Raw genomic sequence first — 23,105 nt, forward strand, 5'->3', positions numbered from 1 at the left:
CCCATGATTCGCTACCTCGGACTCCGCGTGCTGCAGGCGATCGCCGTCCTGTGGGCGACGTTCACCGTGTCGTTCGCCGTGCTGTTCCTCCTGCCGTCCGACCCGGTGAGCATCGCCGTCGACTCGGCGTCCACCGGGACGACGGTCGACGCGGCGGCCGTCGCGGAACTGCAGGCGCGGTACGGACTCGACCAGCCGGTGTGGGTGCAGTACTGGAACTCGCTGAGCCACGCCGTCCGCGGTGACTTCGGGTACTCGATCGCCACCGGGCAGTCGGTGACCGAGGCCATCGGCAACGCGGTGCCCAGCACTCTCGCGCTGGCGTCCGCGGCGCTGGTCCTCGCCGTCGTGTTCGGGGCGGGGGTCGCATTCCTCGCCACCTACACGCGGGTCCACTGGGTGCGGAACCTGCTGTTCTCCCTGCCCCCGCTCGGTGTCGCGGTGCCGACGTTCTGGGTGGGCCTGATTCTGCTGCAACTGTTCTCGTTCCGGCTGAAGGCCTTCCCCGCGTTCGGCGACCAGGGGGTCGCGACGCTGGTGCTGCCCGCGGTGACGCTCGCACTCCCGACCGGGGCGGTGATCGCCCAGGTGCTCGCGGCGAGTCTGCAGACCACGTGGCGGCAGCCGTTCATCGAGGCCGCGCGGGCGAAGGGGGCGTCGCGATGGCAGATCCAGACCCGGCACGCGCTGCGCCTGTCGAGCATTCCCGCGTTCACCATCGCCGGTGTGCTCGTCGGCAATCTGCTGGCGGGATCGGTCGTCGTCGAGACGGTGTTCTCCCGCGCCGGGGTGGGGCGGCTCACCCAGACTTCCGTGATGGCGCAGGACATTCCGGTGGTCCAGGGCATCGTGGTGCTGAGCTCGCTCGTCTACGTCCTCGTCAACCTCGCCGTCGATCTGCTCTACCCGCTGATCGACCCCAGGATCGTCGAGGGCAGACGGAGTTCCGAGCGCAGCGAGAGCGTCGCGCAAGAGGAGGAGAAGGTTCATGTCTGACATCCTCACCAGAGAACTGATCGAGGAGGCCGAGGGTTTCGGCCCTCCGCCGGTCGAAGCGCCTCCCGCGATCGCGCCCCGTCCGCACGGCCGCGGACGCCGCGTGGTGGCGTGGTGGCGTCGCAACCTCGTGCTCGTCGCCTCGGCGGCGGTGCTCCTCGTCGCGGTCGGGTTCGCGGTGGCGCCGTCGGTGTTCGCGAGCGGCGACCCGCTGGTCGGGGTGCCCGCCCAGAAACTGCAGGCGCCCAGTGCCGCACACTGGTTCGGCACCGACAACATCGGCCGCGACGTCTACACCCGGGTGGTGCACGGAGCCGGATTGTCACTGACCGCGACACTGCTGGCCGTGGGCATCGCACTGGTATCCGGCTCGCTGATCGGACTGCTGTCCGGCGCCCTCGGCGGCACACTGGACGCCGTCCTGATGCGGGTCGTCGACGTCCTCCTCTCGATTCCCGCGCTGCTGCTCTCGCTGGCACTGGTGACCGCACTGGGATTCGGCACGGTCAACGTCGCGATCGCGGTGGGCGTGTCGCTGATCGCGAACTTCGCCCGCGTGATGCGGTCGGAGGTGCTGCGGGTGCGGCGGTCGCTGTACGTCGAGGCCGCGTTCGCGTCGGGTGTCCGCTGGCACACGGTGCTGCGCCGCCACGTGCTGCGGAACTCGTACGCACCCGTCGTCGCGCTGGCAGCAGTCGAATTCGGCATGGCGGTTCTCGCGGTGTCTTCGCTGAGCTTCCTCGGATTCGGCGCGGTGCCGCCCACCCCGGAATGGGGCTCGCTGATCTCCGAGGGACGGAACTACCTCGCCACCGCGTGGTGGATGACAACCCTGCCCGGACTGGTGATCGTGGCCGTCGTGCTGTCGGCGCACCGGCTCGGGCATGCACTCGAACAGAGAGAAGTGCGATGAGCGCCAACGACACTCCGCTGCTGCAGGTCTCCGGACTGCGGGTGGCGTACGGGAGCGCGAGCGAACCCGTCGTGGCCGTGCAGGGCGTCGACCTCACGGTCGCGCGCGGTGAAGTGGTGGCCGTGGTCGGCGAGTCCGGCTCCGGAAAATCCACCACGGCGCACGCCATTCTCGGACTGCTCAGCGGATCGGGGCGGGTCGTCGCAGGCACCGTCACGTTCGACGGTGAGCGTCTCGACACCAAGTCGGAACGCGCACTCGAACGCGTCCGCGGCGCCCGGATCGGCCTCGTTCCGCAGGACCCGACGACGTCGCTCAACCCGGTCCTGCGGGTCGGCGCCCAGGTGGCGGAGGTGCTCCGGATCCACGGTCTCGCCGACCGGCGGACGGCAGGCATCGAGGCGGTGCACATTCTGGCCGAGGCCGGGATCGACGAGCCCGAGGTGCGGGCCCGGCAGTACCCGCAGGACCTGTCCGGCGGGCAACGGCAGCGCGTCCTGATCGGGATCGCGCTGGCGTGCAGCCCCGAACTCGTGATCGCGGACGAACCGACCAGCGCCCTCGACGTCACCGTGCAGCGCCGGATCCTCGATCATCTCGACGCGCGGATCGCCGAATCCGGCACCGCGGTCCTGCTGATCACGCACGATCTGGGTGTCGCGGCCGACCGGGCCGACCGGATCGTGGTGATGAGCCAGGGCGAGGTGGTGGAAGCCGGCCCGACCCGTCAGATCCTCGAGAACCCACAACACGACTACACCCGCACCCTGCTGGCCGCGGCGCCGAGCCTGTCGGTGGGACAGGAACGCACCCGCGGCGAGGAGGCGGGCAGCGGCGGCCCCGACGTCCTGCTGCGCGTGTCCGGGGTGTCCAGGACGTTCCGGATCGACCGGCGCGCGTCCATCGACGCCGTCCGGGACGTGTCGTTCGAGGTTCCCCGCGGGCGCACTCTCTCGCTGGTGGGGGAGTCCGGGTCGGGCAAGTCCACGGTGGCCCGGATCGCGATCCGGCTGGAGTCTCCCACCGCGGGCCGCGTCGAGTTCGACGGCCGGGACATCACCGCTCTGCGCGGCGGCGCGCTGCGGGCACTGCGCCGGCGGGTGCAGATCGTGTACCAGAACCCGTACGCCTCCCTCGATCCCAAGCTGGCGATCGCGGACATCGTCGCGGAACCGCTCGGTGCGTTCGGTGTCGGAACCAGGGCGGAGCGGGCCGCGCGGGTGGCCGAACTACTCGAACAGGTCGCGTTGCCGCGCACCTACCTCGAACGCCGGCCGGCCGAACTGTCCGGCGGGCAACGCCAGCGGGTCGCCATCGCCCGCGCGCTCGCTCTGCGCCCCGAACTCGTCGTGCTGGACGAACCGGTGTCGGCCCTGGACGTCTCGGTGCAGGCGCAGATCCTCGGACTGCTCGAGAGCCTGCAGCGCGACCTCGGGCTCAGCTACCTCTTCATCTCGCACGACCTCGCCGTGGTCCGGCAGATCAGCGACACGGTCGCGGTGATGCGGTCCGGCCGCATCGTCGAATCGGGCACCGCGGCCGACATCTTCGACAACCCGCGCCACGACTACACCCGGCAACTGCTCGACGCCATCCCGGGACGGTCCGTCGGGCGCCCACGTTCCGCACAGCTGGAGGAATCGATTCATGCCTGAGCCACACCGCCGCATCGTCGCCGTCGATCTGTACGGCACCGGGATTCATCCGCAGTCCTGGCGGCGCCAGGACTCGCGCGCCGAGGACCTGTTCACCGCCGACTACTGGACCGGCCTGATCGGGCAGGCCGACTCGGCCGGAGTCGACCTCGCCCTCGTGGGCGATTCGTTCGCGATCGCCACGACCGGACATGCCGATCAGCGTGGGCAATTGGACGCCGTGGCGATCACCGCCCGGGCCGTCGCGTCCACCGAGCGCATCGGCCTCGTCCCCACGGTGACCGTCACGCACACCGAACCGTTCCACGTGTCCAAGGCGATCGCCAGCCTCGACCACGCGTTGGGCGGCCGGGCCGGGTGGCAGGTGGACGTGTCCTCCGGTCAGGTCCAGGCGGATCTGTTCGGGCGCAAGGACGCGCAGGACGCCGAGAGTCTGTGGGCGGAGGCGGCCGACGCGATCGAGGTGGTCGGCCTGCTGTGGGACAGCTGGGAGGACGACGCCGAGATCCGCGACGTGGCCACCGGCCGCTTCATCGACCGGGACAAGCTGCACTACATCGATTTCGAGGGAGACCACTTCTCCGTCAAGGGTCCGTCGATCACACCGCGGTCGCCGCAGGGGCAGTCGCTGATCGTGATCGGTGCGCGGGACGAGCACTCCACCCGAATCGCCGCCGCACGCGCCGACGTGATCCGCATCGACGCGCCCACCGTCGACGCGGCGCGCGGCGTCGCGGTCCGGGTGCGGCGCGCGGCGGCCGAGGCCGGTCGCGACCCCGCGACGCTGCGGATCCTGCTCGACGTCGAGGTGGTGATCGCCGAGACCGCCGACGCCGCCGAACGTGACCTCGCGCAACTCGAGAACTGGTCCGGCGCCCGGTACGAGCCGGCGTCGGTTCTCTACCGCGGCGACGCGCCGGGTCTGGCCCGGCTGATCACGGACGTGACGGCCACCGGGGACGTCGACGGCGTCACCCTGCGGCCGCTGGCGCTGCCGTCCGGCCTGGACGCCATCACCGGCAGCGTCCTGCCCCTGCTGCGCTCGCACGACCCGGCCCCGGGCGGTGGACTGCTCCGGGAACGACTCGGCTTCACCCGTCCCGCCAACCGCTTCGCCGGACAGGACTGACATCATGAGCAACCAGCGCAAGCAGATTCATCTCGCCGCACACTTTCCCGGCGTCAACAACACCACCGTGTGGAGCGACCCCGCATCGAGGAGTCAGATCGACTTCGACTCGTTCGTGCACCTCGCGGAGACCGCCGAACGCGGCCTGTTCGACTTCTTCTTCCTCGCCGAGGGCCTGCGCCTGCGCGAGCACCGGGGCCGGATCCACGACCTCGACGTGGTGGGCCGCCCCGACACGTTGACGGTGCTCGGCGCACTCGCCGGAGCGACCACCCATCTGGGCCTGGCCGGGACGATCAACACGACGTTCAACGAACCGTACGAGCTGGCACGGCAATTCGCCTCCCTCGACCACCTGTCCGGTGGCCGGGCCGCCTGGAACATGGTGACGTCCTCGGACGCGTTCACGGGGGAGAACTTCCGGCGCGGAGGATATCTCGACAAGGCCGACCGCTACGTCCGCGCCGGCGAAGTGATCCAGGGAGCCCGAAAGTTCTGGGACAGCTGGGATCGGGACGCACTGCAGATCGACCGCGCCCGGGGAGTGTTCGCCCCGGACCAGTCGATCCGCGAGGTCACGCACTCCGGCGCACAGTTCGACATCCGGGGACGCTTCACCGTTCCCCGGAGCCCACAGGGTCACCCGGTGTTGCTGCAGGCCGGCGATTCCGACGAGGGCCGCGAATTCGGCGCCGCTCAGGCCGACGCGATCTTCACCATCCACGGGTCACTCGAGGACGGCCGGAAGTTCTACTCGGACGTCAAGGGCAGACTCGCGAAGTACGGGCGAGGCCACGACGACCTCAAGGTGCTGCCCGCCGCGACGTTCGTACTGGGCGACTCGGCGGCGGACGCGGCCGAACGCGCCGACCACATCCGGCATCAGCAGGTGGGACCGCAGACCGCGATCGCGTTCCTCGAACAGGTCTGGGGGCGTGATCTTTCCGGGTACGACCCGGACGGACCGCTACCGGACGTCGAACCGGCGGAAGACTCGACCATCACCCGTGGCCGGGTCCGTCACGCGAAGGACCCGCGCGAGATCGCGGGCCAGTGGCGGGCGAAGGCGGAAGCCGAGAAACTCAGCATCCGGGAACTGATCATCGCCGTCACCACCCGCCAGCAGTTCGTCGGAACTCCCACCCAGGTGGCCGAGGAGATCGACCGCTACGTGCAGGCCGACGCGTGCGACGGCTTCATCCTGGTACCGCACCTCACTCCGGCCGGGCTGGACGAGTTCGTCGAGAAGGTGGTCCCGGAGTTGCAGAACCGCGGCAGTTTCCGCTCCGAGTACTCGGGGACGACCCTGCGCAGCCATCTCGGACTGCGCCATCCGCATCATCAGACAGAAGGAGTTCGGGCATCATGACCGCAGTCACCGAAGACGCGACATTCGAGCAGGGCTGGCAGGACTGGCATTCGGCGCGCGAGGACTACTTCCGCGAACCGCTGGGCTGGCTGAGCCTCACGGCGCTGCACTGGCTCGTCGAGACCGACACCACGTTCCCCGACCTGCCCGGCCAGTGGCGGGCCGACGCGGACGGCCTGATCGTCACGGCCCCAGCCGACGCCGGGCTCGAGATCGACGGCGAGACGGTCGACGGCACGGCGACGCTCGCACCGCAGGAGGGCGCCCCCGGTCTGCTCGTGCGCCACGGTGATCGCACTGTCGAGGTGATCCGCCGGACCGGCGACGTCGCCCTGCGGATCCACGACCCCGAGGCCGCCACCCTCGCCGCGTTCACCGGCATCCCGGCGTTCCTCCCGGCGCGGCAGTGGGCGGTACCCGCAACGTTCACCCCGTTCCCGCAGTCCCGCGTCGTGACGACGGGTGCCGTCGTCGAAGGGCTCGAGCACCACCACACGGCGCTGGGGTCACTCGCCTTCGAGTACGACGGCGCCGCATACGAACTCGTCGCGTTCGCAGGCAAGGACGGTGGGCTGCAGGTGCTGTTCACCGATGCCACCAGCGGGGTCAGCACGTACCCCGCGGCACGGTCACTGGCCGTCGACGCCCCCGCCGCGGACGGCCGGGTGATCCTCGACTTCAACCGGGCGTCCAACCTGCCGTGCGCGTTCACCGACTACGCCACCTGCCCGGTCGCGCCCGCCGAGAACCGGCTGACGCTCGCGGTCGAGGCCGGCGAGAAGAACCCGCGGTAGGCATGACCGACAAGCAGGTCGTGCTCGGGGCGGCGGCGCCCGCGGGCCGGACGGATTTCGCCGTCCTCGCGGACGCCGCCCGCACCGCGGAGCGAGGACGGTTCGACATCTTCCTCGCCGACGGCGTCACCGCGGCGAACGCGCTGGCCGGATTCACGGACGCGGTGGGGCTCGCGGCGACGCTGGACACGACCTCCGCCGAACCGTTCGACGTGGCCCGCCGGTTCGCCTCGCTCGATCACCTGTCCGGCGGCAGGGCGGCGTGGAACACCGTGGCCCCTGCCGGCGGACGGGCCGCCGAGTTCGTCGGCACCGCCCGCACCCTGTGGGATTCCTGGGCCGAGGGCGTCGTGACCCTCGACCGCGGCGCGGGGCGGTTCGTGTCGGACCCCACCGCAGGCGCGTTCTATCACCGGGGCAGGCACTTCGACATCGGCGGACGCTTCACCGTCCCCCGCAGCCCGCAGGCGCAACCGGTGGTGATCGTGTCCGGCGACGGCCCGGAAGCCCGGGATCTCGCCGCCCGGCACGGCGACGTGATCCTCGCTCCGCTGGGCACGTTCGAGTCCGCTCGCGCTGCCTACACCGACGTCGCGCGCCGGACGGTCGACGCAGGCAGGCCCGCCGGTGCGGTGAAGGTCCTGTTCACCGCGACGTTCGCGGGCACCGCCGCATCCGTCGCGGACCGGATCGTCCGGTGGGTCCGCGAGGACGCCGCGGACGGTTTCGTCCTGCCCTCCCTTCCCACCCCGGACGGACTCGACCCGTTCGTCGACACGGTGGTGCCGTTGCTGCAGGACCGTGGTGTTCTGCGCACCGACTACACCACCGCCACGCTGCGGCAGCACCTCGGACTCGGTGCCCCGCCCAGCCATCGTGCCGTCAATCCCCGCTCTCTCCAGAAAGTGCCCTCATGACCACTCCGTTGTCCGTTCTCGATCTGTCGCCCGTCAGCGAGGGCGCCACCGCCCGCACGGCGCTGCGGAACACCGTCGACCTCGCCCGGCACGCCGAGGCGTGGGGATACAAGCGGTACTGGGTTGCCGAGCACCACTTCGTCGGTGTCGCCAGTTCCTCGCCGGCCGTGCTCGTCGGGATCCTGGCCGCGGCGACCAGCACGCTCCGGATCGGTGCCGCAGCCGTGCAGCTGGGGCACACCACCGCGGCCGCCGTCGTCGAGGCGTTCGGCACGGTCGACGCGCTGTACCCGGGTCGCCTGGACCTCGGGCTCGGACGGTCGGGTCAGCGGCGGGCCGAGGCGTTGAAAGCGGTTGCCGAACGCAACAACCAGCCGGCCCCGCCCCGCCGGGAGACCGAGATCCGCGACGGCGTGGTGATCCCGGCGCCGTTCGACCCGTCCGGGCTCCTGCTGTCCCCGCGGCTCGCGGCGGCGCAGTCGGTCCTGCAGCAGCCCGGCGCGCTGTCGCCCGCATTCGACCAGCAGGTCGACGACATCCTGGCACTGCTCGGCGGCACGTACCGCACCCCGGACGGGATCGAGCTGCACGCGAGTCCCGGTGAGGGCGCGGACGTGGAGGTGTGGGTGTTCGGCAGCAGCGCGGGGCCGAGTGCCGAACTGGCAGGCAGGCTGGGGCTGCCGTTCGGCGCGAACTATCACGTGAGCCCGTCGACGACCCTCGACGCGGTCGAGGCGTACCGCGCCGCGTTCCGCCCGTCGCCGAGTCTGCCGAAGCCGTACGTCGTCGTCTCCGCCGACACGGTCGTGGCGGAGGACGATGCGACCGCGCAGGAACTGGCGTCGACGTTCGGGCACTGGACGCACAGCATCCGTAGTGGGCACGGCGCGATCCCGTACCCCGACCCCGCGCACACCGCCCCGCTGGGCGACACTGAACGCGCGCTCGTCGAGGACCGGCTGATCACCCAGTTCGTGGGGGCACCGGCCACCGTCGCGGACAAACTCGACAGTCTGCGAAGGCTCACCGACGCCGACGAACTGGTGATCACCAGCGTCACCCACGATCACACCGACCGGTTGCGCTCCTACGAACTGCTCGCGGCGGAGTGGGGACTGCCGGGGTTGCTGGCCGCCTGAGACCCGCGATGATTGAACGCTGGTCCAATTGGGAATCCCAGGCCCATGGACACAGCAAATGCACCTGTGCCCGAGTCCCATGACGAGTTGGTCGAGCAGCTACGGCAGTACCTGAGCTCGATCACGTCGACGGAACTCGGTCCCGACGACGACTACTTCACCCTGGGGCTGGTGAGTTCGTTGCGGGCACTGGAGATCGTCACGTACATCGAAGGCTCCCACGACGTCGTGGTCGAGGTGGAGGATCTCGACCTCGACAACTTCCGCACTGCGGCCCGGGTTGCGGGGTTCATCCGGAGGAAGCGGGGCGAGCAGCTTCGTGCGACGGACGGGGCGTCGCCGTGATCGGAATCGACACACTGGTCGCCTCCGCCGAGACCGATGCCGGCACCTGGGACGAGACCGGGCTGCCCGTCGAGGTCATCGAGGCCGCCGCGAAGGCGGGTGTCCTCGGGCTGGACCGGACGACGGACTGCCGGGGGCTGGGCCTGAACGCCGCCGAACTCGGCTCGGTCGCAGAAAGACTCGGGGCGGTCTGCACGTCGTTGCGGTCGCTGCTGACCGTGCAGGGGATGGTGAACGCCGCCGTCGATCGGTGGGGCACCGCCGAACAGCGGGCGAGGTGGCTGCCCGCCCTGACGACCGGTGAGCTCCTCGCCGGATTCGCCGCCACCGAAACCGGGGCGGGCAGCGACCTCTCCTCTGTGACTACCAGTTTCGAGGAGCACGGCACCGACCACCGGATCACCGGGCGGAAACTGTGGGTCACGTTCGGCGAGGTGGCGGACGTGCTGCTCGTCCTCGGCCGGTCGCCAGCCGGGCTGACCACCGCACTGGTCGAGACGGACGCGCCGGGGGTGACCGTCGAACCGCTCCACGGTCAGCTGGGCATGCGCGGCGCCCGGATCGCGCACATCGCGCTGGACGGCGTCGTCGTCCCCGCCGACCACCTGATCGCACCGCCGGGATTCGGGCTGTCCCACGTGGTCGGAACGGCCCTGGACCACGGCCGGTACACCGTGGCGTGGGGGTGCGCCGGGATGGCGCGCGGGTGCCTCGCCGACGCCGTCGCGCACGCCTCCACCCGGGTGCAGGGCAGTGCCGTGTTGTCCGAGCACGACTCGGTCCGTGCGATCCTCGGGCGCAGCTGGGTCGACGCGGCCGGCGCCCGCGCGCTGTGCGAACGGGCCGCCGAACAACGCGATGCGCGTGAGCCGAGCGCGCTGTTCACGACGATCGCCGCGAAGTACGCCGCCGCCCGCGTCGCCGCATCGGTGAGCCGGCAGGCGGTCCAGGTGCTCGGGGCCGCCGGGTGTGCCCCCGGCAGCAGGGTGGGGCGCTTCTTCCGTGACGCGAAGGTCATGCAGATCATCGAGGGCTCGACCGAGGTCGCCGAACTCCAGATCGGTGACTACGTGCTCGGGGGAGGTGTGCGATGACGGCAGACCCGCCGATCACGATCGAGTCCGTCGCGCTGTGGTTCCCCGACGACGAGGTGACCGTGGCGGGACTGCCGGAACTCGACGAACTCCCGATCGCGCAGCGCGAGCACGCGCTGGGACTGGGCATCGACACGGTGCGGATCGGAATCGGTCTCGCCGAGGTGGATCTGGCGCAGGCCGCGGCGGAGGAGGCGCTCCGCACATCCGGCCTCGACGCCACCCAGCTCGACGCACTGCTGCTCGTGCAGGGCCGGGTTCCGCAGTACCTGCTCGCGTCCGAGGCGACGCGACTGCAGCACCGACTCGGCGCGACCCAGGCGTTCACGACCGGGGTGGGGGACCTCGGGTGCGTGTCCGTCTCGGCGGCGTTCACCCTCGCGTCGGCGATGCTCCGCGGTGATCCCCGCTGCCAGAACGTGCTCGTCGTCGCGGCGGCGAAGACACCCACCCGGTCGCGGTACCGGCCGCCGATGACGCTCCTCGGCGACGGCGCCGCCGCGGTCCTGCTGACGACGTCGGGGACGGGGCGGTACGAACTCGTCGACCAGATGATCCGCAGCGACGGAAAATACGCCGACCTGTTCCACATCGACTACCGCGACGTCCGCGAAGCCGACTGGATCGAGGAATGCGCCGACGAACCCACGTACTCGTTTCGCCTGGCGGTCGAGAGCAGGAAGCGGTTCACGGAGATCAACGCGGAGCTGCTGGCCCGGAACGGGCTGCAGCAGGACGGGATCGGCGTGTTCCTCATGCAGAACCTGTCGCTCGGTGCGTTCGCGTTCTGGCAGGAGGCGCTCGACGTCGCGATCGATCCCGTCTGCCGCGACAACCTGGCCCGGTACGGCCACCTCGGCTCCGTCGACGTCGTGGCGAACCTCGAGCGCGTGGCGTCCGCGCAGGCGCCCGGCGACTACTGCCTGATCATGAACAGCAGTCCGGTCGCGGCGTGGAGCAGTGCGCTGCTCCGGCGCCTGCCGGACCACCCCGGGTGCGGGGTGTGATCGCGATGGCGCAGACGGTCAAGTGCATGGTCTGGGATCTCGATGACACCATCTGGGACGGTGTCGTCCTCGAACAGGACGCCCCGGTGCCGACCGCGGACGCCCTCCGCGCCCTGGATGTGCTCGATCGGCGCGGAATCCTGCACGCCGTGGCGAGCCGCGGCGAATTCGAACCCGCCGCCGCGCACCTGCGGATGCACGGCATCGAGGAACTGTTCTGCGCCATCGACGTCGGATGGGGACCGAAGTCGGAGGCCGTGCGCCGCATCGCCGAGACCCTGAACCTGGGCCTCGACACCATCGCCTTCGTCGACAACGATCCCGTCGAGCGCGCCGAGGTGTCCGAGGCGCTGCCCCCGGTGCGGTGCTATCCCGCCGAGCAGATCGCGTCGTTCCCCGACCTTCCCGAGTTGACTCCGCCCGCCGTCACCGCGGAGGCGAGGCAGCGGAGGGCGCTGTACCGCGCCGAACGGATCCGGCAGGTGAGCGAACAGGAGTTCCGCGGGTCGAACACCGAGTTCCTGGCCTCGCTGGACCTGGTCATGACGGTCCGCCGGGCGACCGAGGAGGACCTCGAACGCGCGCACGAACTGACCGTGCGGTCCCATCAACTCAACACGACGGGACGCACTTTCGGGATCGACGAACTGCGCGGGCTGTGCGCCTCCGACGATCACGAGGTGCTCGTCGCGTCGCTCGCCGACCGGTTCGGCGGGTACGGCACGATCGGTCTCGCGGTCTCGGAGATCCGCGGCGACGATTCCGTCCTGCAACTGCTGCTGATGTCGTGCCGGGTGATGTCGCGGGGCGTCGGGACGGCGCTGATCCGGCACGTCGTGGCGCGGGCCCGCGCCCACGGCAGGCGGGCGCTCGCCGAGTTCGTGCCGACCGACGTCAACCGGGTCATGCTGGTGACGTTGCGATTCGCGGGCTTCGACGTCGTCGACCCGAATCCCGAGCGAATGCTGCTGCTGTGCAACGACGTCCGCAGTGCGGCGGCACCGAACGCCGATCATGTCACGGTCGTCTCCGGAGACGTGACGACATGACGGACGTGGTCTCGAGCGGCGGAGTGACGTCCGGGATCCTCCGCCAGTGCAGGCGGGTTCCCGGGCGGATCGCGGTCGTGGTGGGCGACCGTGCGCTGACGTACCGCGAACTCGACTCGGCGAGCGAGGCATTGGCGCGCAGGCTCGCGGCCCTCGGCGTGCGACCGGGCCAGGTGGTGCTGATCCACCAGCGGCAGAGCGTCGAGACGGTCGTCGGGATGATCGCGGCGCTGCGGCTGGGCGCGGCGTGGTGCGTGATCGAGCCCGGACATCCGGTGGGGCAGCTCCGCGCACTCCTCGGCGACATCGACTGCGGCGCCGTCGTCTTCGGGTCCGCGGATCCCAAGACGTCACCGGAAGCAATCCGGGCACTGGCCCACAGTGCGGGCGGACGTGTTCCGGCACTCCACGACCGGGACGCGAGCCCGGCGCCCGGAGACGAACCGGCGGTCGCACTTCCCGCGGACGTGCCCGCGGCCACCGCCGCCTACGTGATCACGACGTCCGGTTCCACCGGCATCCCCAAGGCCGTCGTCGCGAGCCGCGCCAACCTCGCGAGCATGGTCGACGGCCGTAACTACGACTACGACGAGGACGACCTGGTCACGTTCTCCGCGTTCCGCCTCACGTGGGACGGCTCCCTGCTGAAGACCCTCTGGTCGCTGTGCACCGGCGGTACCAGCGTCCTCCCGGCAGCGCACGAACTGATGGACGCCGAGGCGGTCGCCGCGCTCGCCCGGACGTGGCGGGCCACCCACCTGGTGGCGACCCCGTCGTTCTACCGGCTGCTGCTGCCGCACCTCGCCCCGCTGCGCGAGCGCCTGCGGTTGGTGACGCTTGCGGGAGAAGCCCTTCCGGGGGTGCTCGTCGCCCAGCACCGGGCGGTACTGCCGGGGGTTCCGCTGAGCAACGAGTACGGTCCGACCGAGACCACCGTCAGCTGTCTCGCCCATCCGGTGCGCGACGTCCCCGCCTCGATCGCCCCGATCGGCAGACCTCTGGGGGCGAGCACGGCGTACGTCCTCGACGCGAAACTGGTCGAGGTGCCGTACGGGGCGGTCGGGGACCTGTACATCGGCGGTCCCCAGATCTCCGAGGGCTACGCGTCCCGCCCGGGCGCCACCGCGGCCCGGTTCGTCGCCGACCCCTTCGCGGAGCGGCCGGGCGCGCGGATGTATCACACGGGCGACCTCGCGCGCGTCGACCCGCACGGCGACATCGAATTCTGCGGCCGGTTCGACGGGCAGGTGAAGGTGCGGGGTGCCCGCGTCGAGAGGCACGCGGTGGAGGCCGCGCTGGAAAGTCATCCCGCGATCCACCAGGCCGTGGTCCTCGCGACCGCCGACGAACACGGGGAGACCACACTGACCGCGTTCTGGGTGCCCGCGGCCACTGCGACCGTGCTGCCCACACCCCGCGACCTGATCGCGCACTGCGCCGAACGCCTCGTCGCGCAGGCCGTGCCCGACCGTTTCCTCGCGCTCGGCGCGCTTCCGCTCGCTCCGAGCAGCAAGGTGGACGAGGCGGCGTTGCGCCGGCTGCTCCCCGGCGGAGGTGGTGGCGTTGCCTGAGCACCGTGCCGGGACCGCCGGTAACGCCGAGACACCGTTCCCACTGTCCTCCGCGCAATACGAGGCGTGGCTGGCGCAGCAACTGGCTCCCGACGTGCCGCTGTGCATCGCCCAGTACGTCGAGGTCCACGGCGACCTGGACGTCGACGTCCTGCGCGCGGCGACCGTCGCGACCGCGGACGAATTCGGATCGCCGTTTCTCCGGTTGATGGACAGGGACGGTCAGCCGTTCCAGATGGTCGACCCCGCCGCGGACCGCTCGATCGGGTTCGTGGACTTCCGCGACGACCCCGAACCGGTGGACGCCGCCCGCCGGTGGATGCGCGCCGACTGCGAGACCCCGCTCGATCCGACCCGCGACCGGCTCGTCGAATCGTCGATCCTCCGGGTCGGTGACGCGCACTACCTGTGGTACAGCAAGATTCACCACGTGGCCCTGGACGGCTACGGTGCGATGACGCTGCTCAACCGCATCGCGGCCCGGTACTCCGCGCAGGTGCTCGGCCGGGAACCGGCACCGGGCGAGGCCGCGGACCCCCGGCATCTGTACGACGCCGACCAGCAGTACCGGTCGTCGAACCGGTTCGCCGCGGACCGGCAGTACTGGGCCGATCGGATCAGCGGTCTCGGACCCGGATCGACACTGGCGCGTCGTACCGGGCCCTCGGTCGCCACGAGCACCGACGCCGCCGGGCCCCTCCCGGAGGCCGCGGAGCGAGCGCTGGGCGCAGCAGGCACCCGCGGAACCGCCGCGATCATCGCCGCGTTCGCCTGCTACCTGTCGAGGATGACGGGCCGCCGGGACGTGCTCGTGAAGATCCCGGTGTCGGCGCGCACCACCGCGATCCTGCGACGGTCCGGCGGGATGGTCGCGGGTGTCGTGCCGCTTCCCGTGCGGATTCGCCCCGAGGACACCGTGGGACAACTGGTCGAGCGGGTGCAACTGGACGTGATGGGTGCGTTGCGGCACCAGCGTTTCGGGCTCGGCGACATCCGGCGCGACGCGGGCGCCGCTGCCGCGGAGTCGCTGTCGGGGCCGATGGTCAACGTGATGCTCTTCCATCAGGAACTCGCCCTCGGGCCGCTCGTCGGCGAGTACCACATCGTCACGTCCGGACCGGTCGAGGACCTGCTCGTCAACGTGTATCAGAGCGGCTCCCCGGTCCGGACCGTCGTCCATTTCCTGGCCAACCCCCACCGGTACGACGCCGGTGAGGTCGGTGCCCATCACCGGCGGTTCGTGGAACTGCTCGGCGAATTCCTCGCGGCCGACGCGGACACCCCCGTCGGCACCGTCCACGAGGAGACGGCCCGGCTCGACTTCTGGACGCGCACCCTGGCGGGTGCGCCGCAGCTGCTGGATCTGCCCACCGACCGTCCGCGTCCCGCACGGCCGTCCCGGCGCAGCGCCGCCGTCGACGTCGCACTCGAACCGGAACTGCGGGGCGCGCTGGCAGCGTTCGCCGAGGCGCACCGCACGGACGCCGCCACCGTCACGCACGCGGTGCTGGCACTGGTGCTGGCACGATCGGCCCGTACCGACGACGTCGTCCTCGGCACGCGGAGGGATGCCGACGTGGTGGTGTCGCGGACCCGGGTGCGCGGCGCCGACCGGTTCGGCGACTTCGTCGACACGGTCCGGAACGCCGGCGCGCTGGCGTTCGCCCACCGCGGCGTGCCGGTGGAGGCCGTCGCCCTGGCACTCGACCCGCCGCGGTCCGCGTCCCACGCACCGCTCTTCCAGGTGCTGCTCGAATTCTCGGACTCCGATGGGGAACTCGGCGACCTCGATCTGCGGGTGACGGTGTCGGACACGACGGCCCGCTTCGCCTACGCGACGGACCTGTTCGACGCCGCCACCGTGGACGGGCTCGCTCAGCGGTTCGTGCGCACCGCCGCGGCGGGTGTCGCGGATCCGTCCGTCGTGGTCGACGACATCGACCTCGCCGATCCGGCCGAACACGCCCTGCTGCGGGAATGGTCGACCCGGCGGGCGGACGCCGCCGGCGAAACGACGCTCGGCGCACTGTTCGCCGACCGGGCCGCGCGGAACCCCGGCGCGACCGCCGTCGTGTCGGGCGGTGAGCGCATCACCTACGGCGACCTCGACGCCCGGTCGAACCGCCTTGCCCGGCACCTCCTCTCGCTGGGGGCGGGCCCGGAGTCGATGGTCGCCGTCGCGATGCCGCGGACGGCAGCGCTCGTCGTCGCACTCGTGGCGGTCGTCAAGACCGGGGCCGCGTACGTGCCCGTCGACGCGGATCACCCCGGTGAGCGTTCGGCGCTCGTCGTCGCCGACGCCCGGCCGGTGTGCGTGCTCGCGACCCGGGACACCGCGGCCGCGCTGCCCGTGCCGGACGTTCCGGTCCTGCTCCTCGATTCGGCGGACCCCGAAATCGACGGCCGCTCCGCGGACCCGCTGACCGATACGGAACGGGCACCGGCCGATCCGGATTCGCTGGCCTACGTCGTCTACACGTCGGGATCGACGGGGCGGCCGAAAGGTGTTGCGGTGTCGCACCGCAACGTGGTCTCCCTCTTCACCGGCACCCGGGACCTGTTCCGGTTCGACGACACCGATGTGTGGACGATGTTCCACTCCCCGGCATTCGACTTCTCGGTGTGGGAGTTGTGGGGCGCGCTGCTGCACGGTGGAACGCTCGTCGTCGTCGACCTCGACACCGCCCGGACACCCCCCGCGTTCCTCGCGCTGCTGCGCCGCGAGCGGGTGACGGTGCTGAGCCAGACGCCGACGGCGTTCTCCCAGCTGATCGAGGCCACCGAAGCCGACGGCGCCGCAGGCCCGACGTCGCTGCGCTACGTCGTGCTCGGCGGCGAGGCACTCGACTTCGGGCAGTTGGAACGCTGGTACTCCCGCCGCGGCGAGAACGCGCCCGTGCTCGTGAACATGTACGGCATCACCGAGACGACGGTGCACGTCACCCACCTCCCGCTCGACCGCGGGCTCGCCGCCGCCGCGTGGACGAGCGGGATCGGGCGGGCGATTCCCGGGCTCCGGGTGTCGGTGCTGGACGCGCGGCTACATCCGGTGCCGGTCGGTGTGGCGGGCGAACTGTACGTGGCGGGACCGCAGGTGGCACGCGGCTACCTCGGCCGCGCCGGGCTCACCGCGTCCCGCTTCGTCGCGGATGCGTCGGGGGACCGGATGTACCGGACCGGGGACGTGGTGCGGTGGCGGCGGGACGGCAGTCTCGACTACCTCGGGCGCGACGACCTGCAGGTCGAGATCCGCGGATTCCGGGTGGAACTCGGCGAAGTGGAGTGGGTGCTCGGCCGGTGCGACGGTGTCGCGCAGGCCGTGGTGACGCTGCACGAGGATCCGGTGACCGGCCCGGCGCCGGCCGCGTACGTGGTGCCCGAGGCGGGTGCGGTCGTCGACCCGGGGGCCGTGCTGGAGTTCGCGGCAACCGCGCTGCCGTCGTACATGGTCCCGGCGTCGGTGACGGTCCTCGCGCGGCTGCCGCTCACCGTGAACGGGAAACTGGACCGGGCGGCACTTCCGGTACCCGCCGACGACTCCGGCGCCGACTTCGTGGCACCGGGCACCCCCGCCGAGGAGGCGATCGCGGTCGTGTTCGCCGCGCTGCTCGGCGTGCCCGCGGTCGGCGTCGACGCCGACTTCTTCGCGCTCGGCGGCAACTCGCTGGTCGCGGCGAAGATCGTGGCGCGGATTCAGGCTGTGCTCGGTGCGGCCGTGGGAGTGCGCGACGTCTTCGAGGCGCGGACGGTGCGGTCGCTCGCCGCCCGGGTGGCGCGGGCGGATTCGGCGAGCAGGCCGCCGCTGGTGGCCACCGACCGGTCCGCGGCGGCGCCGGTGTCGCTGGCGCAGACGCGGATGTGGTTCCTCGACCAGTTCGACACGACGTCGCCCGCCTACAACATCGCGGCGGCCTTCCGGTTGCGCGGACCCCTCGACGTCGATGCACTGCACGCGGCGCTGACGGACGTCGTGGACCGGCACGAGGCGCTGCGGACGATCTTCCCGATGCGCGGCGACACGCCCGTGCAGTCGGTGATTCCGGCGGCGGACGCGGTGCGCCGCCTCCGCGCGGTCCCGGTGTCGGGGGAGAGTGAACTCCGGGACCGGCTCGCCGCGGCGCTGTCCGCGGGCTTCGAGGTCACCGCGCAGGTTCCGTTGCGGGCGCACCTGTTCGAGCTCGGTCCGCGTGATCACGCCCTGGCCCTGGTGGTCCACCACATCGCGGCGGACGCGTTGTCGCTGGGGCCGCTCGCCCGGGACGTGACGTCCGCGTACACCGCGCGGGTGCGGGGGCACGCGCCGGACTGGGTGCCGCTCCCGGTGCAGTACTCCGACTACAGCGTCTGGCAGCGGACGCTGCTCGGAGCGGAGGACGATCCGGATTCGCTGATGTCCCGCCAGCTCGGGTACTGGCGTGCCGCGCTCGCCGACGCGCCGATCGTGACGGACCTGCCGATGGATCGCCCACGCCCCGAGCACCGGACACTCGCCGGTGCGCGGGAGGCGTTCGACATCGGGGACCGCCTGCACCGGAAGGTGGTCGCCCTGGCGCGGGAACACGATGCGACGGTGTTCATGGTGACCCACGCGGCGTTCGCGGTCCTGGTGTCCCGCCTGGGGAGCACCGCCGACGTGATGATCGGATCGGCGGTGGCGGGGCGTGGCGAGGCCGTCCTCGACGACGTGGTCGGGATGTTCGTCAACACCCTGGCGCTGCGCACCCCGGTCCGTGGCGCCGACTCGTTCGCCGAGGTGCTCGCCGTCGTGCGGGACCGCGACCTGGAGGCGTTCGCGCACGCGGAGGTGCCGTTCGAGCGGGTCGTCGAGGCGCTCGCGCTCCCGCGCACCACCGCCCACGCACCGCTGTTCCAGGTGCTGTTCGAGTTCCAGGACGTCGAGCGGCCCACCCCGAGCCTGCCGGAACTGGACGTGGACGAGATCGACCTCGGTGTCTCCGTCTCCACGTTCGACCTGCAGCTGACCCTGGCCGAGCGGTTCGGGGAGAACGGGGCGCCCGCCGGGATCAGCGCCGGATTCACCTATGCCACCGACATCTTCGACGCCGCGACCGTCCGGAAGTTCGCCGAACGCTACGTGCGGCTCCTCGACACGGTGGTCGCGGACCCGGACGTTCCGCTGGCCCGGTTCGATCTGCTGTCCGCCGGCGAACGCGAGGCGCTCGTTCCCGTGCGCGGGCGGCCCACCGGCACCACCCGGCTGCTGCCGGAGATCCTCGCCGCCGCGGCCGCCCGCGACCCGCACGCCGTCGCGCTGTCGTACGGCAACGCGGTGATGTCGTACCGCGAACTCGACGACTGGTCGAACCGCCTGGCGTGGGTGCTGATCCGCTGCGGAATCGGGCCGGAGGATCACGTGGCGATCGGGCTCGTCCGATCCGTGGAACTGGTGGTGGCGGTGTGGGCGGTGGCGAAATCGGGTGCGTCGTTCGTGCCGGTGGATCCGAGCCTGCCGTCCGCGAGGATCACCGACATCCTCGCCGACTGCGGCGCCGTGGTGGGACTCACCGTCGCCGAACAGCGCGACCGGATGCCGGACGGCGTGGAATGGCTGCTCCTCGACTACCCGGGTCCGACGCGGAGATGGGAGTCCCGGTCGATCACCGACGAGGATCGGGTCGTGCCGCTGCGACCGGACCACCCGGCGTATCTGATGTACACGTCCGGGTCGACGGGCGCGCCGAAGGGCGTCGTGATCCCCCATGCGGGATTGCAGAACTTCACGATCGATCAGCGCACCCGGTATGCGACGACGAACGCGTCGCGTGTGCTGAATCTCGCGTCGCCCGGGTTCGACGCGACGATGCTCGAATACCTGATGGCGTTCGGCGCGGGCGCGCGACTGGTGATCGCCGCGCCGCACGTGTACGGCGGTGCCGCGCTGACGGAACTGCTGGCGGCAGAACGGATCACCCACGCATTCGCCACCCCGGCGGTCCTGGCCACGATCGACCCGCGCGGTCTGCGGTTACTGCGCGCCCTCGTCGTCGGCGGTGAGCGCTGCCCGTCGGAGTTGCTGGCCCGCTGGGCGGCCGGGCGCACCCTGCTCGTCGGCTACGGCCCGACGGAGACGACGGTGATGTCGAACATCGGCGACCCGATGACCCCGGGCGACCCCGTGCGGATCGGCCACCCGATGCGCGGCGTCCGCGAACTCGTCCTCGACGAGTGGTTGCGGCCGGTGCCCGTCGGTGTGGTGGGTGAGCTGTACGTGCTGGGGGACGGTCTGGCACGCGGCTACCACCGGCGGGCAGGCGCGACCGCCGCCGCGTTCGTGGCGAACCCGTTCGACCATCCGGGCTCGCGGATGTACCGCACCGGGGATCTGATGCGGTGGACGAAGGACGGGCGGCTGGAATATCTGGGCCGCAATGACTTCCAGGTCAAGCTGCGCGGCCAGCGGGTCGAGCCGGGAGAGGTGGAGGCGGTGCTCACCCGCTGCCCCGGTGTCGCGCAGGCGGTGGTCGTGGTGCGCCGCACGCCCGCCGCCGAGGCGGTCCTCGCCGGGTACGTCACGGCCGAGGACGGCGCCGATCTCGACACCACGGAGGTGCTGCAGTTCGCCGGATCGGTGCTCGCCCCGTTCATGGTGCCTGCCTCGGTGACCGTCCTCGACCGGCTTCCGCTCGGCGCCAACGGCAAGGTCGACCGGCACGCGCTGCCCGAACCCGAATTCGCCCCCCGCGTCTTCCGTGCGCCCGGCACCCCGTTCGAGTCCGCGGTGGCCGACGTGTTCGCCGAGGTTCTCGGGACCGGCGTCGTCGGAGCCGACGACGACTTCTTCGCGTCCGGGGGCAACTCGCTGACCGCGACACAGGTGGTTGCGCGCATCAACTCCGCGCTCGGTGCGGACGTCGGTGTGCGGGACGTGTTCGAGGCCCCGACGGTGCGGGCGCTTGCGGCGCGGATCGCCCGCGAGACCGCGGGCGGCGACGCCCGGCCCGCGGTGGCGGTGCCCCGGCGCCCCGACCCGGTGCCGCTGTCGTGGGCGCAGCACCGGATGTGGCTCCTCAATCAGTTCGACCCGTCCTCGCCCGCGTACAACGTCGCGATGATCGTCCGCCTGTCGGGCGACCTCGACGTCGACGCGCTGACCGCCGCCCTCGCCGACGTCGTGGAGCGGCACGAATCGCTGCGCACCCGGTACCCGTTCGGCGACACCGGACCCACCCAGGTGATCGTCGGCGCGGGGCACGTCGCGCAACTCACCGTGTCGACGTCCGAAGATCCGGTACCCGGCCAGATCTCGGAACTCGTGTCGACGGGATTCGACGTCGCCGCCGAAGTGCCGATGCGGGCGCGGCTGTTCACACTCGGCGACCGAGAGCACGTCCTCGTCGTCGTGGTGCACCACATCGCGGCCGACGGGTTCTCGATGGTCCCGCTCGCCCGCGACGTGCTGACGGCCTACACCGCGCGGTCCGAGGGCTGCGCGCCGGGATGGGAGCCGTTGCCGGTGCAGTACCCCGACTACACGGTGTGGCAGCGGGAACTCCTCGGCTCGCAGGACGACCCACACTCCCTGCTCTCCCGGCAACTCGACTACTGGCGGTCCGCACTCGCCGATGCGCCCGCCGTGACCGACTTGCCGACCGACCGTGACCGCCCGCCCCGCCGATCGGCCGCCGGCGACCGGGTGACCTTCACGATCGGCGCCGACCTGCACCGCGAGGCGGTGGCGTTGGCGCGGACCCGGCGGTGCACCGTGTTCATGATCGTGCACACGGCCCTCGCCGTGTTGCTGTCTCGCTCGGGTGGTTCCGGCGACGTGGTGATCGGGTCACCGGTCGCCGGCCGGGGCGAGGCCGTCCTCGACGACGTGGTGGGCATGTTCGTCAACACACTCGTGCTGCGGACCCACGTGTCGGGGACGTTCGACACTCTGCTCGCACGGGTCCGCGAGACCGATCTCGCGGCCTACGCTCACGCCGACGTGCCGTTCGAGCGGGTGGTGGAGGCGCTGAACCCGCCTCGCTCCCAGTCTCATTCACCGCTGTTCCAGGTGTTGCTCGAGTTCCGGAACACCGAGCACCCCGATCTCACCCTCCCGCACCTCGAAGCCCAGGTCCTCGAACCCGACGTCGAGGTCTCCCTCTTCGACCTGCACCTGACGGTGCGGGAGCGGTACGACGACTGCGGAACACCGGAAGGGTTGACGGCCGGATTCACCTACACCACAGACCTCTTCGACGAGGCGACCGTGCAGGCCCTCGCCGGGCGGTTCACCCGGATCCTCGCCACGTTCGTCGCGGATCCGAGTTTCCCCGTCGGCGACGTCGACCTGCTGACCCCGGACGAGCACGCCCGGATTCGCGAATGGAGCGTGGCGGCCGGGACGTTCGTGCTCGACCCCCGGATGCAACTCACCCTCGAGGGCGTGAGCGGCGAGGTGTATGTCGCCGACACGCGGGAACCCCACACGTCGGTGCGCGCGGCGGCCACCACGTTCGTGGCGAACCCGTTCGGGGCCCCGGGCTCCCGAATGGTCCGCACGGGCGCGTTCGCCCGGTGGAACCGGTCCGGACGACTGCTGACGGTCGACGCCGCCGGATTCCCGGCAGGGTCGGTCGCGGACGTCGTCGAGAGTCACCCGGCGGTCCGTGAGGCCGTGGTCCTCACGACCGCGGCCGGTGTCACCGCCTTCTGGGTGCCTGCGGCCGCGGCGGCCGTGCTGCCGATGGCGGAGGACCTGCGGGAGTTCAGCGCCGGACGGCTCGACGCCCGCTCGGTGCCCACCCGGTTCGTCGCACTCGGGGCCGTCCCGCGAACGGCGGGCGGCGAGGTGGACGAGAACGCGCTGCGTGCACTCGTGTCCGAGGCGGAGCCGGCGATGCGGCCACGCTGGACGACACTGCAACGGTCGGTGGCCGAACACTGGGCGGCCGTGCTGGGGCACGACGACTTCGGTCCCGAAGACGGATTCTTCGACGTCGGCGGCAACTCTCACCGCGTCGTGGAACTGCAGCGGCGTCTCGACGGACAGTGGCCCGGCGCACTGCGAGTGGGCCAGTTGTTCGACCTCGTCACCGTGGCGGCGCAGGCCGAGGCGCTCACACATACCACCGACAGCGAGGCGCCCGCGCCCGCCACCTACGAGTTCTGACCAGCA

General features: G+C 71.4%; 14 protein-coding genes. All 14 read left to right on the plus strand.

The annotated features are described in order from the left end of the window. The first annotated feature begins 3 nt into the window (after positions 1-3). Genes P3H15_RS21855 through P3H15_RS21920 form a run of 14 tightly spaced genes read left to right on the plus strand, consistent with a single transcriptional unit; the run spans position 4 to position 23,099 of the window. Positions 4-996 carry an ABC transporter permease gene (locus P3H15_RS21855; protein ID WP_276139172.1) on the plus strand — a complete coding sequence of 331 codons (993 nt, stop codon included), beginning with the start codon at positions 4-6 and terminating at the stop codon, positions 994-996. Then, positions 989-1,909 carry an ABC transporter permease gene (locus P3H15_RS21860; protein ID WP_276139173.1) on the plus strand — a complete coding sequence of 307 codons (921 nt, stop codon included), beginning with the start codon at positions 989-991 and terminating at the stop codon, positions 1,907-1,909. Before P3H15_RS21855 ends, P3H15_RS21860 begins: the two co-directional genes overlap by 8 nt. Next, positions 1,906-3,564, plus strand: coding sequence for an ABC transporter ATP-binding protein (locus P3H15_RS21865; protein ID WP_276139174.1), 1,659 nt, complete (start codon positions 1,906-1,908; stop codon positions 3,562-3,564). Before P3H15_RS21860 ends, P3H15_RS21865 begins: the two co-directional genes overlap by 4 nt. Further along, on the plus strand, positions 3,557-4,693 hold the full coding sequence (locus tag P3H15_RS21870; protein WP_276139175.1) for an LLM class flavin-dependent oxidoreductase: 1,137 nt from the start codon (positions 3,557-3,559) through the stop codon (positions 4,691-4,693). Before P3H15_RS21865 ends, P3H15_RS21870 begins: the two co-directional genes overlap by 8 nt. A 4-nt stretch (positions 4,694-4,697) precedes the next feature. Then, positions 4,698-6,062 carry an NtaA/DmoA family FMN-dependent monooxygenase gene (locus P3H15_RS21875; RefSeq protein ID WP_276139176.1) on the plus strand — a complete coding sequence of 455 codons (1,365 nt, stop codon included), beginning with the start codon at positions 4,698-4,700 and terminating at the stop codon, positions 6,060-6,062. Beyond that, complete coding sequence (locus tag P3H15_RS21880; protein WP_276139177.1) at positions 6,059-6,856, plus strand: DUF1684 domain-containing protein; 798 nt, start codon at positions 6,059-6,061, stop codon at positions 6,854-6,856. The genes P3H15_RS21875 and P3H15_RS21880 overlap by 4 nt, the downstream gene beginning before the upstream one ends. Positions 6,857-6,858: 2 nt before the next feature. Further along, entirely contained in the window at positions 6,859-7,773 is a 915-nt protein-coding gene (locus tag P3H15_RS21885; RefSeq protein ID WP_276139178.1) for an LLM class flavin-dependent oxidoreductase, read from the plus strand. After that, positions 7,770-8,912: an LLM class flavin-dependent oxidoreductase gene (locus tag P3H15_RS21890; RefSeq protein ID WP_276139179.1), complete on the plus strand. Its 1,143-nt coding sequence runs from the start codon at positions 7,770-7,772 to the stop codon at positions 8,910-8,912. Before P3H15_RS21885 ends, P3H15_RS21890 begins: the two co-directional genes overlap by 4 nt. A gap of 45 nt (positions 8,913-8,957) precedes the next feature. After that, the gene (locus P3H15_RS21895) at positions 8,958-9,257 is read left to right on the plus strand and encodes an acyl carrier protein (protein WP_072947118.1); all 300 of its coding nucleotides are present in this window, start codon (positions 8,958-8,960) and stop codon (positions 9,255-9,257) included. Then, entirely contained in the window at positions 9,254-10,351 is a 1,098-nt protein-coding gene (locus P3H15_RS21900) for an acyl-CoA dehydrogenase family protein (RefSeq protein ID WP_276139180.1), read from the plus strand. The genes P3H15_RS21895 and P3H15_RS21900 overlap by 4 nt, the downstream gene beginning before the upstream one ends. Then, positions 10,348-11,358 carry a 3-oxoacyl-ACP synthase gene (locus P3H15_RS21905; RefSeq protein WP_276139181.1) on the plus strand — a complete coding sequence of 337 codons (1,011 nt, stop codon included), beginning with the start codon at positions 10,348-10,350 and terminating at the stop codon, positions 11,356-11,358. Before P3H15_RS21900 ends, P3H15_RS21905 begins: the two co-directional genes overlap by 4 nt. Next, positions 11,355-12,407 (plus strand): HAD-IIIC family phosphatase, encoded by a 1,053-nt coding sequence (locus tag P3H15_RS21910; RefSeq protein ID WP_346348793.1) that lies wholly within the window; start codon positions 11,355-11,357, stop codon positions 12,405-12,407. The genes P3H15_RS21905 and P3H15_RS21910 overlap by 4 nt, the downstream gene beginning before the upstream one ends. Next, positions 12,404-13,978, plus strand: a complete 1,575-nt coding sequence (locus P3H15_RS21915) for an amino acid adenylation domain-containing protein (RefSeq protein WP_276139183.1) — start codon at positions 12,404-12,406, stop codon at positions 13,976-13,978. The genes P3H15_RS21910 and P3H15_RS21915 overlap by 4 nt, the downstream gene beginning before the upstream one ends. Next, positions 13,965-23,099: a non-ribosomal peptide synthetase gene (locus tag P3H15_RS21920; RefSeq protein ID WP_276139184.1), complete on the plus strand. Its 9,135-nt coding sequence runs from the start codon at positions 13,965-13,967 to the stop codon at positions 23,097-23,099. Before P3H15_RS21915 ends, P3H15_RS21920 begins: the two co-directional genes overlap by 14 nt. Positions 23,100-23,105: the final 6 nt, after the last annotated feature.

Origin of the sequence: Rhodococcus sp. T2V (assembly GCF_029269925.1) — a bacterium.
GTDB classification, from domain to species: domain Bacteria; phylum Actinomycetota; class Actinomycetes; order Mycobacteriales; family Mycobacteriaceae; genus Rhodococcus_F; species Rhodococcus_F koreensis.